The organism is Caulobacter sp. UNC279MFTsu5.1 (assembly GCF_900114015.1).
Taxonomy (GTDB): domain Bacteria; phylum Pseudomonadota; class Alphaproteobacteria; order Caulobacterales; family Caulobacteraceae; genus Caulobacter.
On sequence record NZ_FORN01000049.1, the window covers coordinates 31,223 to 45,218 of the forward strand.

Here is a 13,996-nt window from a genome sequence, read left to right on the forward strand (position 1 = left end):
GGACCGGCCCGGACGCGCGCCCGGGCCGGCGGCAAGCCTAGAACCGGGCGGCGACGCGGGCGTAGTAGAAGCCGCCGCTGATCCCGTACGGGGCGTACTGGTTGTAGTAGGCGAAGGCGGGGGTGCCCCGGTTGGCGGCGCGAACGCTGTCGGGATAGGCGTCCAGCAGGTTGTTGGCCCCGACGCTGACCGTGATCTTGTCGGTCGCCGCATAGCTGAGGTCGAGGTCGACGATCAGCTTGGGACTGACGGTCTCGTCGTTGGTCGCCAGCGCCGTGCGCTGGATGACCTGGCCGTAGCGGGTCAGGCGCAGGTTGGTGTCGAACTTGCCCAGGGTCCAGTCGGCGCCCAGGATGATCTTGTCCTTGGGCGTGCCGACGGTCAGGTCGCCGATCTTCACGCGGTCGATATAGACGATCCCCGCTGCCGCCAGGGCCGGCGGCGGCTGCACGACACGGGTGAACTGGTTCTTGGTGTGGTTGGCCGAGAGGGTCCAGCGCACCGAGCCGAGGTCGCCAAGATCGGTGCGGTAGTCGACCACGACATCGACGCCGCGCGTCTTGGTGTCGGCGAAATTGCCGTAATAGAAGGCCGCCTGCTGCGGGTTCAGGCCTTGGCTGGCCAGGGCGTTGCTGACCGCCGCGTTCGGGCCCAGCGTGCCGCTCTGCAGGATGCGGTTGTCGATCTTGATCTGGTAGACGTCCAGGGTGACGTTCATCCGCGGCAGCGGCTGGGCCACGACGCCGATCGAATAGTTGACAGACTTCTCAGGCCGCAGCGGCTTGGCGCCCAGGGCGATGGCGGCCGGGTTGTCCGGCGGCAGCAGTTGCACCGGATAGAGCTGGGTGGTCGTGGCCGGCGGCACGATCACGCCGATGGTGCTGGACGAGGCGTAGTGCTGTTGCTGCAGCGACGGCGCCCGGAAGCCGGTGCTGGCCGTGCCCCGGATCGCCAGGCCCGGCAGGATGGCGTAGCGGCTGGACAGCTTGAAGGTCTTGGCGTTCCCGAAGTCCGAATAGTGCTCGAAGCGGCCGGCCAGGGCGAACTCCAGCTTGTCGGTCACCTTCTGCTCGACGTTCAGATAGGCCGAGACGTTGTCGCGCGAGAACGACCCGGCCGAGAACGGCGGGAAGCCGGTCACCCCCTGCGAGCCGCCCGCGAAGACCACGCCCGCCTGCGGGCTGCCGGCCGGGGCGACATAGCCGCCGTTGATGTAGGAGGCCGGCTCGCCGGCCACGATCTCGAACTTGTCGTCGCGATATTCCGCGCCCAGGGCCACGAACAGCGGCGCGGCGAAGACGCCGGTCTCGACCTCGCGTGTCAGGTCCAGGTTGCTGGTCCACTCCTGGAACTTCAGCGCGCCGATGTAGAAATAGGTCGGGCTGGCCGGGCCCAGCGAGGCGTTCAACGAATTCTCGTAATAGTCGACGTCGTCGCGGCTGAAGGTCGTCGACAGGTCCCAGTCGAAGCCCAGCAGGTCCGCGCCCTTGGCGCCCAGCGCCACCTGGAAGTCGCGGTCCTTCAGGAACAGGCGCGGGGTGTAGCCGTCGGGATTGACCGCGATGTTGTTGTTGGCGGCGTTCGGGTTGCGGAAGGTCAGCCAGGCGGCGGTGTTGCGGCTGGAGAAGGTGCCGAACGAATAGAGGTCGATGTCGTCGGTGATCGGCGAGCCGGCGCTGTAGCCCAGCGAGAACAGCTGCACCTGGGGCGAGCCGGGGTGGCTGGTGTGGCGGTTGGCGGTGGCTTCGCGCGGGTCCGGGGTCGAACCGGCCGTCCCCACCCGCACCGGCCGGCCCTGGGCGTTCAGCGGGAAGTACATCTGGGTGGTGTTCAGCGTCTTGTCGCCGCGATCGGTCGGGTCGGTGATCCGCACGTCGGTCGTCAGGTTCAGATAGCCGGCCTCGCCCAGTTTCAGGCCGAGATTGCCGGAGATCTGGCCGGTCTCGCCGTCGCCTTCGGCGGTCTTGCCGTAGAGCGCGCTGAGGGAGCCGCCTTGCGGGCTCTTCTTCAGGATCACGTTGATCACCCCGGCCAGGGCGTCCGAGCCGTACTGGGCCGAGGCGCCGTCGCGCAGCACCTCGATCCGCTCGATCGCGGCCGACGGGATCAGGTCCAGGTCCGGCGGCGACTGGCCGTTCTGGGTCGTGCCGTTGACGAACAGGATGGCGGTGTTGTGCCGGCGCTTGCCGTTGACCAGCACCAGGGTCTGGTCGGCCGACAAGCCGCGCAGCGACACGGTCTTGATCGCGAAGCTGGCGCCGGCGCCGCTGTTGGAGGTGTTGGCCGACGGCACCAGGGTCGAGATCAGGTCGCGGGTCGACTGCTTGCCGCTCCTGGTCAGTTCGGCGGCCGAGATGACGTCGATCGGCGCCATGCTTTCGGTGACCGTGCGCGAGGTCGAGCGGGTGCCGGTGACGATCAGCTCGTCCATGATGGCCGGCGCCTCGGGCTCGGGCGGCGGGACCGGTTCGGGCGCCGGGGCCGGGACGCCCGCGGCGGCGTTCGACCAGCCCGTCCGGATCAGGCCCGTGCGCGGCGGCGCCAGGATGATCGTCTTGCCGTCGTTGGAGATCACCGTCAGTCCGGTGCCCGACAGCAGCTGCTCCAGGGCGCGGTCGACGGGCAGAGCCCCGCGCACCGACGCGGTGCGCTTGCCCTGGGCGGCGTCGGACTGGACCAGGATCTGCACGCCGGCCTGGCGCGCGAACTGGCGGATGCCCGCCGCCGCCGGCTGGGCGTCGATCCGAAACGGCATGGCCTGGGCCAGGGCTGCGCCCGCGCTCAGCGCCCAGAGGGCCGAAGCCGCGCACAGCAGCCGCCGTCTGGCGGAACGTTTCGTCCAGTCACGCATCGACAATCCCCCATCGTTGCGAAGTCCGCCGCTCGCGGCCTCCTGACAGGACGAGGGGTCGGACGCCGATTTCCGGCAGTCGCCGGCGCGATTGATCCGATCACGGCCCGACACGCCCGCTTTTGCGCCAGCTTCGGCGTCGGGCGCCCGTTTCGCATGCGCGTCGGCAAGGCCCTTCGTCGGCGCGGCGGTCTTGGCCGCCGCGCGTTCGTCGCTTTGAATTCTCATGAGCATCCCCGCTTCGAAGGTCGCGGGACAATAGGGCGATGGGGTCTGTCTATACTAAGCCAGTATACATGCATGGAGGCGCAGATTTACTCATATCGCCATGGCGAATGAGCGATATTCTTCTCGAATATAAGAAATGGTTGAAATGTGAGCTCAGGAAATATGAGCGCGGCTGATCCGAATGGATCCGGCGTCGTCGGCGACGACCGCGCCCAGCGTGGCCGCGACCGCGGCCGCGAAACTTTCGGGTTCGTTGGTCTGGAACAGGCCGACGAAGCGTTCCCGCGCCAGCTCCGGATCCTCGATGACGATCTGGCGGCTGTTGTAGCGGTTGAACAGCCGCGCGGCCTGCTCCAGGCTCTCGCCATCCAGGGCGATCTCGCCGTTGCGCCAGGCCAAGCTGCGCTCGATCTCGGACGGCGACTGCGCCACCGTCGGCGAGACGGCGCTGGCCAGGACGATGCGGCCGCCGGCCGCCACCCGTCGCCGCGGCGACGGATCGCCTTCGACCCAGGTCTCGACCACGCCTTCGGTGACCATCACGTCGACGCCAGCCCCGGCCTCGTCGCCGCGCCGCACCGAGAAGGCCGTGCCCACGGCCCGGACGCGGACGGGACCCGCCGCCACGACGAACGGGCGCTCGGGGTCCTTGGCGACCTGGAACCAGGCCTCGCCTTCCTTCAGGACGATCCGCCGCGATCGGGGCTTCATCGCCACGTCCAGCGCGGTCTTGGTGTTGATCGCCACCAGCGAGCCGTCGGCCAGCGGCACCCGCCGGATTTCGCCCAGGCGGGTTTCCAGCCGCTGGGGCCGCGCGCGCCACAGGCCGACCCCGCCGACCAGCGCGGCGGCCATCCCGCCCGCGCCGGCGATCAGGGCGCGGCGGCTGGGGCGCTCGGCGGGAACGGCCTCGACCGGCGGCGCGGCGCCGGCCAGGGCCCGGCCGCGATCCAGGAAGCTGATCGCCGCCTGGGCGCGCAGCAGCGCCCCGGCCCGGCGCGCGTCGCCCTTCAGCCAGGCCCGCAGCTCGGGGTCGTGGTCCACGTCCAGGCCGCGCGCGTCGACGCGGGCGGCCCAGTCGGCGGCCTCCTCGTCAATCTCGCTTGCGGACGGAATGGAGTTCATGAGCCTTGCCGACCACCGGACGATCCTGCGCCGTCGCTTCCGATAAGGCGCGCAGGATTAAACGCAAGCCCCGCGCCGACTGCATTTCCACGACGTTCTCGGTCACCCCCAGCCGCAGGGCGGTCTCCTTCTGCGACAGGCCGTGGATCCGGCGAAGCGTGAAGATCTGTCGGCACCGCTCGGGTAATCCCTCGATCAGCTGCTGCACCCGCCCCAGTTCGCGACGCCCGGCGACCACGCGTTCCGGAGAAGGCTCATCATCTACGACGTTCAGGGCGTCGATTTCCGTGACGCAGTCGATGCGAACAATGCGCGCGCGGCGAATTTTCTCGATGGCGATGTTGCGCGCCGTCCGGAAGAAATAGGCGCGGCCGCTGGTGATGTGGGCGACGCTGTCCAGCCCGGCCAGGCGGCAATAGGTCTCCTGGACCACGTCGTCGATGTCGGCGGCCGAGCTGCCCGACCGGCGCAGCCAGGCTCGCACGTCGGCCTCGTGCGGAAGGATCTGGCCGCCAACGAAGGCGACGATCTCGGCGCGGCTCTGCTTCAACGGCCCCTCGACGATGACGATCCAGGCTGGGTCGAGGTTCCGATCCCCAGAGAGGACCGGCAACAGGTCGCCAGGCACTTAGCCCCTGCGCCGGGCCCGGCGCCGTCGCAGGGAGCAGAACCCGGTCCCCGGCGCCTCGGGCGCGCCATCGCGAGCGCCCCGCCGGGCGAGACCGCGCGGGAAAGGCGGTCGAAAAGCCATGGGCCGATCGCGCCAATGACGGTATGGGGATCGTCCCCAGTCCGAGATCGGCCGCCTCTTCGGCCTGCCGGACGACGACATCCATCGCCTCGAGGAGGAAGCATGAGCCACGGCGACAGCCTTATCGACCTCCCCTTCCTTGACGAGGGCGCCTGGCGCGGCCGGATGGACGAGCGCTGGTTCGAGAGCGGCGCGGCCATGGCCGAGGCCGGGGCCGTCGACCTGGTGGCGATCGAGGACGACGCCGTCACGGGCCATGTGACCGGCAGCGCCGGCGACCTCTATGTCGTCACCCTGCGCGCCCCGGACGGAGAGGGCGCCTGCACCTGCCCCGGCTTCGACAAGTTCGGGGCCTGCAAGCACCAGGCGGCCGTGGTCGTCGCCGCCAACCTGCTGGACGCGACGGGCCGGGGCTATGTTCGCGACCGTCTGGCGCGCCTGCGCGACGGCCTGGCGCTGGAGAGCAAGGACGCCCTGATCGAGCGGATCGTCGAACTGGCCAAGAAGGACCCGAAGGTCCTGGCGGGGCTGGAGGGGTAGGGAAACCCGAACCTTACCCGCCCAACACCTCGTCCACCCAGGCCGGCACCACCTCCGTCGCCGGGCCGTAGCGGCGCTCGTCGAAGGCGCGAGCGTTGTCGGAGGGCTCCAGGTTCAGCTCGCAGGTGCGGATCCCCAGCCGCCGGGCCTGGGCCACGAAGCCGGCGGCGGGGTAGACCGCGCCCGAGGTGCCGATGGCGACGAACAGGTCGCTGTCCTCCAGGGCGTCCTCGATCCCGTGCAGGAACAGCGGCGTCTCGCCGAACCAGACCACGTGCGGCCGGGCCGTTCCGGTCTCGCCGCAGCGAGCGCAAGCGGTGTCGGCGCGCAGCGGCGCCAGGTCCGGCCAGGTCGTCCCGCAGGCGTGGCAGCGCGTCACCCGCAATTCGCCGTGCATGTGGATCACATCGACGCAGCCGCCCTGCTCGTGCAGGTCGTCGACGTTCTGGGTGCACAGGAAGAGGCGCCCGCCGCGCGCCGCAAGGCCCTTCTGCAGCCGGGCCAGGGCCGCGTGCGCCGCATTGGGCGCCGCGCCCGCCAGATTGGCCCGGCGGGCGTTGTAGAAGGCCCGCACCTTGGCCGGGTCGCGGGCGAAGCCCTCGGGCGTGGCCACCTCGCTGAGGTCGTACCGCGTCCAGATCCCGCTGGCGTCGCGAAACGTGCCCAGGCCGCTCTCGGCCGAGATCCCGGCCCCGGTCAGGACGAAGACGTTCAGGCCCATGGCGGCGATTCTCCAGCCCCTCCGGGCGCTTGCTGCAAACATGACGCAGTCGTCATTTTTAATTTGACCCCGCCGGCTCTTTGAGTTGACAGTGTTTAGATGGGCAAGAGACCCGCGTCAGACGGATCCTGTCCAGACCCATAGGCGAGGAGCTTCCCGTGACGGACAAGAACATCACCAAGGACGCCATGTACGACGCGGTGGCGCCGGACGACTTCGAGTCGATGCTCGAACTGGACCGCTACAGCAACCGCTCGACCGCCTTCGACAAGATCATTTCCGCGACCCACGACCACTTCTGGGATCCGCTGGACAAGGCTTATATCGATTACGACGAGCCGTTCGACATGGAGAACCAGGCGCTGGTTCCCGAGGACCTGGTGATCGCCCTGTCGACCGACTACGTCTCCGACCATCTCAGCGATCCCAAGCAGCGCATCCGCTTCATCAACCAGTCAGTGCTGCGCAGCTTCTCGTCGATCCTGCACGGCGAGCAGGGGGCGCTGAACCTGTCGGCCAGCCTGTGCCACGTGCTCAAGGACCAGGGCGCCCAGGAATACGCCGCCAACCAGACCCGCGAGGAGGCCCGCCACGTCACCGCCTTCGCCAAGTACATCAAGGCCCGCTGGGGCAAGCCGGTCGCCTGCGGCCCGGCCCTGAAGGCCCTGCTGGTCGAGATCATCGCCGCGCCCGAGGTCTACAAGAAGATCATCGGCATGCAGATGCTGGTCGAGGGCCTGGCCATGGGCGCCTTCGCCACCTTCTACACCCAGATCCACGACCCGCTGGGCAAGAAGATGCTGCAGCTGGTGATGACCGACGAGGCCTTCCACCACAAGTTCGGGAAGATCTGGGCCGACCGCACGGTGCCCAAGCTGAGCCCCGAGGAGCACGCGATCATCGAGGACTGGGCGGCGCACTGCTTCCAGACCCTGCTGTTCAACCTAGTCTCGCCGCACCAGCAGCTGGACCTCTACGCCGAGTTCGGCCTGGATCCCGACAAGGTGGTCGAGGAGTACGGGAAGATCATGACCGACGACGTGCGTCGCGAGCACATGAAGGAGCAGACCAACATCTTCCGGGTGCTGGTCAAGACGCTGCTGAACGCCGGCATCATCACCGAGCGCACCAAGGCCTTCTACGCCATGTACGTCGACCTGGACGAGCTGAAGGGCGAGGGCGAGCGGATGGTCGGCGACGACATCGCCGAGGAGGGCATCCGCCACCTGCAGGCCATCAACTTCAGGGACCGGGCCACGCCGGCGACCATCGCCGCCGAATAGGCCGGTCCACCCGACCGCGAGCGCTCCGACCGAAACCTGAAAGGGAACTTCGGCGGGGCGCTTTGCGTTTCTGGCGCCTTGTGGGGCAAGATAGGCGTCATGCGCAGACTTAAGATCCTGATCGCCGCGGGCCTGCTCGCGACCCCGATGCTCTCGACCCAGGCCCTGGCGGCCGCCAAGCCGCCGGCCAGGCCGATCGCGGCCAGCTTCTATACGGGCAAGTGGTACGAGATCGCCCGCACGCCCAACGCCGGCCAGCGCGACTGCGAGGCCCCGACCACCGAGTTCACCGGCAAGGGCGGCGACGGCTTCTCCGTGCACCAGGTCTGCCGCAAGGGCTCGGCCGGCGGCGCGGCCAAGGCGTTCGACACCACCGGCAGGATCATCGCCAATTCCCAGAACACCCGCTTCACCATGAGCTTCCTGGGCGGGCTGAAGAAGCAGGAATACTGGGTGCTCGACTGCGCCGACGACCATTCGTGGGCGATCATGGCCACCCCGGGCGGCAACTTCGTCTGGCTGCTGTCGCGCAAGGCGGTGATGGACCCGACGGCCAAGGCGAGGGCCCTGGAGCGCGTCAAGATCCTGGGCTACGCCAAGCTGGAATACCCGCAGCAGCCGCCGGCCTAGCGTCTGGGCGCTCCTCCAAGACGACCGCGATCCGCCCGATGGCGGGGTCGTCCGATTCGAGGGCGTGCAGACTTGAATGTGTACGTAAATTTGTACATATTTGGGGGCCTTGGAGGATCAGCAATGGACGTGATCAGCTATTCCGACACGCGCGCCAACCTGAAGGCAGTCATGGACCGGGTGGTCGAGGATCGCGCACCGGTCGTGGTCACGCGCCAGAAGGCCGAGTCCGTCGTGCTGGTCTCGCTGTCGGACTGGCATGCCATGGAGGAGACCCTGCATCTCCTGTCGTCGCCGGCCAACGCCGATCGCCTGCGCAGGTCGATCGCCCAACTGGATGCCGGACAAGGGTTCGAGCGGACGCTGATCGAGCCGTGAAGCTCGTCTTCTCGGAGGAGGCCTGGGAAGACTATCTGCACTGGCAGGCTAGCGACCAAACCACGCTGGATCGGGTGAACGCCCTGATCAAGGAATGCCAACGCACGCCGTTCAAGGGCACGGGCAAGCCCGAGCCGCTGAAAGGCGACTTGAAGGGCTGGTGGTCGCGACGCATCACGCTGGAGGACCGGCTGGTCTACCGCGTCGCCGGTTCAGGTGATGACCAGCGACTGGAATTGGCGCAATGCCGCTACCATTACTGACCTCTTGATCCCCGAACAAAGCTGGAACAAGGTTCCGGCATGGACGTCGTCATCGATCTTCAACAGCCGCCATTGGGGTCCTCGCGGCCCGAGACCACCGGCCTGGTGACCCGCGGGGCCGGACGGTTCCTGGTCTCGCTGGGCTATGCGCCCTTGGCCGAGGTCACCTTGCCCAACGGCCGCCGCGCCGACCTGATGGCCCTGGGCCCCAAGGGCGACGTGCTGATCGTCGAGGTGAAGTCGGGGCTGGAGGACTTCCGGGTCGATCGCAAGTGGCCCGAATACGCCCCCTATTGCGACGCCTTCTACTTCTCGGTGTCGCCGGACTTTCCCGAAAGGATCCTGCCCGACGAGCCGGGGCTGATCGTCGCCGACGGCTTCGGCGGCGCGGTGGTGCGCGAGGCGCCGGTCGCGCCGCTGGCCCCGGCGCGGCGCAAGGCGCTGACCCTGGCCTTCGCCAGGATGGCCGCCCTGCGCGCCGCCGGCGTCACCGCCGAGCGGCTGTCGCTGTAGGGCTAGCGATCGAAATTGCGGGCCAGCAGGAAGCCGAACACCAGGCCGGCCACGAAGGTCCCGACCGCCAGGGCGACCGGATGCTCCTCGGCCTGGTGGTGGGCGACCTTGGCCTTTTCGACGCTCCAGGTCTTGCCGACCTCGGCCTTCTCGGCGGCGTAGGCGCGGGCGACCTCGGTCTTTTCGGCCACGGTCTCCACCGCCTTCTCCACGGCGGCCTTGGCGCGCTTCACGCCGGCCTTGGCCGTCGTCTTGGCGGAGGCCTTGGGGGCCGGGGTCTTGATCGTGAAGTCGGTCATGCGAATTCCTGCGGATAGAGGCGCCAACCAGCCTAACACATCGCGCCGCGAAACGTTTCCCTCGCCGGCGCCACTTAGTTGTCCCGCACCACCTTCAGCACCGCCTCGCCATAGCGGTCCAGCTTGCCCTGGCCCACGCCGCCGGCCTTGGCCAGGGCGCCCAGGGTGGCCGGACGGGCGGCGGCGATCTCGGCCAGGGTGGCGTCGTGGAAGATCACATAGGGCGGCACGTGCTGCAGCGCCGCCTCCTCGCGCCGCCAGCCGCGCAGGGCCTCGAACAGCGCCTGGTCCTCCAGCGGCACGGTCAGGGCCTGGCGCTTGCGGGCGGTCTTGCCAGCCCCTGAACGGCCCGGGCTGTCGGCGGCGCCCGGCTGCTGGCGCAGCGAGACCGGGCGTTCGCCGCGATAGACCTGGCGCACGCCCTCGCCGTCGCCCAGGCCGATCAGCGGCCGGCCGTCGTTGGGGTCCTCGCGCAGCAGGCCTTCGAACACCAGGGTGTCGATCAGGTCGCGCCAGCCCTGGGGGCTGAACTCCTTGCCGATGCCGAAGGTCGACATCTGGGCCTCGGCCTGGGTCACGTCCTTGGTCTTGCCCAGCAGGTGGTCGACCAGGCGGCCGCGCCCAAACCGTCCGCCCATTCGGTGGGCGGCCGACAGGGCCTTCTGGGCGGCTTGCGTCGCATCAACCCCGGTGGGCGGCGAGACGCAGATGTCGCAGACCCCGCAGCGCTCGACCCCCTCCTCGCCGAAATAGCGGCGGACGGCGGCGGCGCGGCAGGTGACGCCTTCCAGCATGGCGTAGAACTGCCGCAGCTTGCGCAGCTGAACCGCCTTGACCTCGTCGGGCGCGCTCTGGGCCTCGATGCGGCGCACGGCCCAGGCCAGGTCGGCCGAGCTGTAGAGCGTGATGCCCTCGGCCGGCTGGCGGTCGCGGCCGGCCCGGCCGATCTCCTGCCAGTAGGCCTCGATGGCGGCCGGCGGGTCGGCGTGGATCACGAAGCGGACGTCGGGCTTGTCGACCCCCATGCCGAAGGCGATGGTCGCCACCATGACCGCCTCGTCGGCCTCGAGGAACTCCTCCAGCCGCCGGGCCCGCACGCCCTTGTCGAGGCCGGCGTGGTAGGCCAGGGCCGGGATCCCCTCGGCGATCAGCTTCTCGGCCAGCTTCTCGGTGCTATCCCGGCTGCCGGCGTAGACCACGCCGGCGCGGTTGGGACGCTCGGTGACCAGCTCGATGACCCGGTCGTGGCCCTTGCCCTTCTTGCGCTCGGCGTTCAGGGCCAGTTCGTGGCGGGCGAAGCTGTCGACGAACTCGGCCGCGCCCTGCAGGCGCAGTTCGCTGCGGATGTCGTCGCGGGTGCGGGCGTCGGCGGTGGCGGTGACGGCCAGGCGCGGGGCGTGCGGGAACACCTCGGCCAGTCGGCCCAGCATGCGGTATTCGGGGCGGAAGTCGTGGCCCCACTGGCTGACGCAGTGGGCCTCGTCCACGGCGACCAGCGCCAGGGGCAGGCGCGACAGCCGCTCCAGCATCGACGGCTGCATCAGGCCCTCGGGCGACAGGTACAGCAGGTCGAGGCGTCCGTCGTCGATCCGCCGCCAGATTTCGGCCCGCTCGCCCGGCAGGGTGTTGGAGTCCAGGCGCTCGGCGGCGACCCCGGCCTGCTGCAGGCCGGCCACCTGGTCGGCCATCAGGGCGATCAGCGGCGAGACCACCAGGCCCAGGCCCGGACGGACCAGGGCGGGGATCTGGTAGCACAGGCTCTTGCCGCCGCCGGTGGGCAGCACGGCCAGGGCGCTGCGCCCGGCCAGCAGCTCGCCGATCACCCCGGCCTGCAGGCCCCGGAAGTCCGCGTGGCCGAAGGTGCGGCGCAGCACCTCGCGCGCCGCGTCGAGCGAAGCGGACCCCCCATGAGAATGGGCGGCGTAGGCGGAATCAGGATGATCGTACACGAGCGTCTTTTGACAGCGCGCGGAGGCCAGGCCAAGCGCGGCGCCACGATCCCGCCCTCAAATTCGGCTTGAAAGCGGACATCGGCTTCATCGGGTCTGCAAGGCGGCTCATCAGCGTGTTCGCGGTACGATCGGAAGCTGAAACGAACCATGAACACGCGCGGGGCGCAAGGTGGGCGAATGGGCGTTCATCTCTCGTCAATCTTGTCGCGCCTTTTGTGAGCTTCGGCTAAACGGATTTCGGCGCGCCCCCGGGATATCCGCGCCTTTCGGGACAAGGACGACATGGCCAACGGTACCTTCGGCGGGAACAAGCCGGCGAAGCCGCAACGCACGCCCCTGCAGGCGCTGCTCTACTGGACGATCGTGCTCGGCGTCTGGGGCCTGATCTTCGTCGTCGCCTTCTTCGCGGTGTTCGCCAGCGACCTGCCCGACACCTCCAAGCTGTACGACGTCAAGCGCCAGCCTTCGATCAACTATCTCGACCGCTCGGGCGCCCTGCTGGCGGTGCGCGGCAGCCAGTACGCCCCGCCCGTCGACCTGGACGCCCTGCCCGAATACGTGCCGGCCGCCTTCGTCGCCATCGAGGACCGCCAGTTCTACCACCACATCGGCTTCAACCCCTGGGGCATCGCCCGCTCGCTGGTCTGGAACCTGAGCCACGAGGGCGGCCCGCAGCGCGGCGGCTCGACCATCACCCAGCAGCTGGCCAAGAACCTGTTCCTCAGCCCGGCCCAGAACTATCGCCGCAAGGCCCAGGAGCTGATCCTGGCCGTCTGGCTGGAGCTGAAGTTCAGCAAGAAGCAGATCCTGGCCCTCTACATGAACCGGGTCTATTTCGGGGCCGGGGCCTACGGCATCGAGGCCGCCTCGCAGCGCTATTTCAACAAGCCCGCCTCGCAGCTGACCGTTGGCGAGGCCGCCCTGCTGGCCGGGCTGATGAAGGCGCCCGCCCGCTATTCGCCGGTTTCGGCCAGCGACCGCGCCGCCCGCCGCGCCACCATCGTGCTGGACGAGATGGTGCGGATGAAGGCCATCACCGCCGAGCAGCGCGACGAGGCCTTCAAGGAGCCGGTCCGCGTCTCGGCCACTCTGGCCAACCAGCGCGCCCAGTATTTCACCGACTATGTCGACGCCCAGGTGCGCTCGCTGGTCGGCGAGCCGACCGAGGACCTGGTGGTCGAGACCACCCTGGACCTGCCGATCCAAGTGGCCGCCGAGCGCTCGGTGCAGGTCGGGGTCGACGGCCACAAGACCCAGGGCGTCCAGCAGGCGGCCCTGGTGGCCATGGACGGCGAGGGCCGCATCCGCGCCTATGTCGGCGGCGCCGACTACAGCGAGAGCCAGTTCGACCGCGCCACCAGCGCCCGCCGCCAGGCCGGCTCGGCCTTCAAGCCGTTCGTCTACCTGACCGCCATGGACCAGGGCCGCAATCCCAGCGTCATGGTCGTCGACGAGCCGGTCAAAATCGGCAACTGGGAGCCCAAGAACTACACCAACAAGTACCTGGGTCCGATGACCCTGCAGACCGCCCTGGCCCAGTCGATCAACACGGTCGCCGCGCGCCTGGCCAGCGAGGTCGGCACCAGCAACGTCGCCGCCACCGCCCGCCGGCTGGGGATCACCAGCAAGATCCAGCTGGACCCGTCGATGGCCCTGGGCGCGGTCGAGGTCTCGCCGATGGAGATGGCCCAGGCCTACGCCCCGTTCTCGAACGGCGGCTTCCAGGCCAAGGGCTACGGCATCGAGCGGATCCGCACCACCAGCGGCAAGGTCCTGTACGACCACAGCGTCGACAAGAGCCCGCGCCCGGCGGTGATCGCCTCGCCGTCGCTGCAGTACATGAACCAGATGATGCGCCAGGTGGTGGCCGACGGCACGGGCGCGCGGGCCAAGGTCGCGGGCTACGACATCGCCGGCAAGACCGGCACCACCAGCGACTACCGCGACGCCTGGTTCGTCGGCTACACGGGCGGCTTCGTCACCGCGGTGTGGACCGGCAAGGACGACAACACCTCGATGAAGCGGGTCACCGGCGGCGGCGCCCCGGCCGAGATCTGGCATAACTTCATGGCCGCGGCCCTGCCGCGCCTGAAGGCCACGCCGATTCCCGGCGGGGTGATCGAGCCGCCGGGCCCGGCCACCGACGACCCGATCGGCGCCCTGCTGGACCCGTCCGCCACGCCGGAAGGCCCCGCCGCCGAAGTCCCGCCGGCCGGAACCCCGGCGCCGGAGCAGCTGCCTTACTGATGATCTCGGGCTCCGCCCCCTTTTTGGGGCGGACAGACCGCGAAGCGGTCAGGTGGGGGCAAGTGTTCACCGGCACGGCTTCTCATCCTCACGCGGAAACCCGCTGAGCGTACGGAAAGGGTCGCGGAGCGCCGGACGACGTCCGAAGTTTGGAAAAAGAATACCGTTTCGACGAAGCCCGATCGCTCCGCGCGGTCGTTATCCGGAAGCCCGCG

General features: G+C 69.2%; 13 protein-coding genes. 7 read left to right on the forward strand and 6 right to left on the reverse strand.

Translation table 11 applies throughout. The annotated features are described in order from the left end of the window. Positions 1–37: 37 nt before the first annotated feature. From BM066_RS21575 to BM066_RS21585, 3 genes are all read right to left on the reverse strand, one after another. Positions 38–2,851 carry a TonB-dependent receptor gene (locus BM066_RS21575; RefSeq protein WP_018062157.1) on the reverse strand — a complete coding sequence of 938 codons (2,814 nt, stop codon included), beginning with the start codon at positions 2,849–2,851 and terminating at the stop codon, positions 38–40. A gap of 381 nt (positions 2,852–3,232) precedes the next feature. After that, the gene (locus BM066_RS21580) at positions 3,233–4,204 is read right to left on the reverse strand and encodes a FecR family protein (protein ID WP_018062158.1); all 972 of its coding nucleotides are present in this window, start codon (positions 4,202–4,204) and stop codon (positions 3,233–3,235) included. Beyond that, entirely contained in the window at positions 4,173–4,754 is a 582-nt protein-coding gene (locus BM066_RS21585) for an RNA polymerase sigma factor (RefSeq protein ID WP_018062159.1), read from the reverse strand. The genes BM066_RS21580 and BM066_RS21585 overlap by 32 nt, the downstream gene beginning before the upstream one ends. A 303-nt stretch (positions 4,755–5,057) precedes the next feature. On the opposite strand from BM066_RS21585, the gene BM066_RS21590 reads away from it, so the two are divergent. Further along, entirely contained in the window at positions 5,058–5,495 is a 438-nt protein-coding gene (locus BM066_RS21590) for an SWIM zinc finger family protein (RefSeq protein WP_018062160.1), read from the forward strand. A gap of 13 nt (positions 5,496–5,508) precedes the next feature. Here BM066_RS21590 and BM066_RS21595 read toward each other — a convergent pair whose 3' ends face one another. Beyond that, on the reverse strand, positions 5,509–6,216 hold the full coding sequence (locus tag BM066_RS21595; protein WP_018062161.1) for an NAD-dependent deacylase: 708 nt from the start codon (positions 6,214–6,216) through the stop codon (positions 5,509–5,511). Positions 6,217–6,374: 158 nt separating this feature from the next. Here BM066_RS21595 and BM066_RS21600 point away from each other — a divergent pair, with 158 nt between their 5' ends. From BM066_RS21600 to mmcB, 5 genes are all read left to right on the forward strand, one after another. Beyond that, on the forward strand, positions 6,375–7,499 hold the full coding sequence (locus tag BM066_RS21600; RefSeq protein ID WP_018062162.1) for a ferritin-like domain-containing protein: 1,125 nt from the start codon (positions 6,375–6,377) through the stop codon (positions 7,497–7,499). Between the two features lie 99 nt (positions 7,500–7,598). Further along, entirely contained in the window at positions 7,599–8,129 is a 531-nt protein-coding gene (locus BM066_RS21605) for a lipocalin family protein (RefSeq protein WP_018062163.1), read from the forward strand. A 123-nt stretch (positions 8,130–8,252) separates the two neighbouring features. Continuing rightward, positions 8,253–8,507 (forward strand): type II toxin-antitoxin system Phd/YefM family antitoxin, encoded by a 255-nt coding sequence (locus BM066_RS21610; RefSeq protein ID WP_018062164.1) that lies wholly within the window; start codon positions 8,253–8,255, stop codon positions 8,505–8,507. Further along, the gene (locus BM066_RS21615) at positions 8,504–8,770 is read left to right on the forward strand and encodes a Txe/YoeB family addiction module toxin (protein ID WP_018062165.1); all 267 of its coding nucleotides are present in this window, start codon (positions 8,504–8,506) and stop codon (positions 8,768–8,770) included. The genes BM066_RS21610 and BM066_RS21615 overlap by 4 nt, the downstream gene beginning before the upstream one ends. Before the next feature lie 39 nt (positions 8,771–8,809). Beyond that, complete coding sequence (gene mmcB, locus BM066_RS21620) at positions 8,810–9,283, forward strand: DNA repair putative endonuclease MmcB (RefSeq protein WP_089930237.1); 474 nt, start codon at positions 8,810–8,812, stop codon at positions 9,281–9,283. 2 nt (positions 9,284–9,285) lie between these two features. Here the strand turns inward: mmcB and BM066_RS21625 are convergent, their stop codons facing one another. Both BM066_RS21625 and recQ read right to left on the reverse strand, forming a co-directional pair. Beyond that, positions 9,286–9,582: a hypothetical protein gene (locus BM066_RS21625; RefSeq protein ID WP_018062167.1), complete on the reverse strand. Its 297-nt coding sequence runs from the start codon at positions 9,580–9,582 to the stop codon at positions 9,286–9,288. Between the two features lie 74 nt (positions 9,583–9,656). Then, positions 9,657–11,531 (reverse strand): DNA helicase RecQ, encoded by a 1,875-nt coding sequence (gene recQ / locus BM066_RS21630; RefSeq protein ID WP_177218523.1) that lies wholly within the window; start codon positions 11,529–11,531, stop codon positions 9,657–9,659. Between the two features lie 285 nt (positions 11,532–11,816). Here recQ and BM066_RS21635 point away from each other — a divergent pair, with 285 nt between their 5' ends. Then, on the forward strand, positions 11,817–13,781 hold the full coding sequence (locus BM066_RS21635; RefSeq protein ID WP_018062169.1) for a transglycosylase domain-containing protein: 1,965 nt from the start codon (positions 11,817–11,819) through the stop codon (positions 13,779–13,781). Positions 13,782–13,996 lie beyond the last annotated feature (215 nt).

Bases quoted from the DNA above. Each gene is read 5' to 3' on its own strand.
- BM066_RS21575 (WP_018062157.1), bottom strand. From the start codon at position 2,851: ATGCGTGACTGGACGAAACGTTCCGCCAGACGGCGGCTGCTGTGCGCG.
- BM066_RS21580 (WP_018062158.1), bottom strand. From the start codon at position 4,204: ATGAACTCCATTCCGTCCGCAAGCGAGATTGACGAGGAGGCCGCCGAC.
- BM066_RS21590 (WP_018062160.1), top strand. From the start codon at position 5,058: ATGAGCCACGGCGACAGCCTTATCGACCTCCCCTTCCTTGACGAGGGC.
- BM066_RS21595 (WP_018062161.1), bottom strand. From the start codon at position 6,216: ATGGGCCTGAACGTCTTCGTCCTGACCGGGGCCGGGATCTCGGCCGAG.
- BM066_RS21605 (WP_018062163.1), top strand. From the start codon at position 7,599: ATGCGCAGACTTAAGATCCTGATCGCCGCGGGCCTGCTCGCGACCCCG.
- BM066_RS21610 (WP_018062164.1), top strand. From the start codon at position 8,253: ATGGACGTGATCAGCTATTCCGACACGCGCGCCAACCTGAAGGCAGTC.
- mmcB (WP_089930237.1), top strand. From the start codon at position 8,810: ATGGACGTCGTCATCGATCTTCAACAGCCGCCATTGGGGTCCTCGCGG.
- BM066_RS21625 (WP_018062167.1), bottom strand. From the start codon at position 9,582: ATGACCGACTTCACGATCAAGACCCCGGCCCCCAAGGCCTCCGCCAAG.
- BM066_RS21635 (WP_018062169.1), top strand. From the start codon at position 11,817: ATGGCCAACGGTACCTTCGGCGGGAACAAGCCGGCGAAGCCGCAACGC.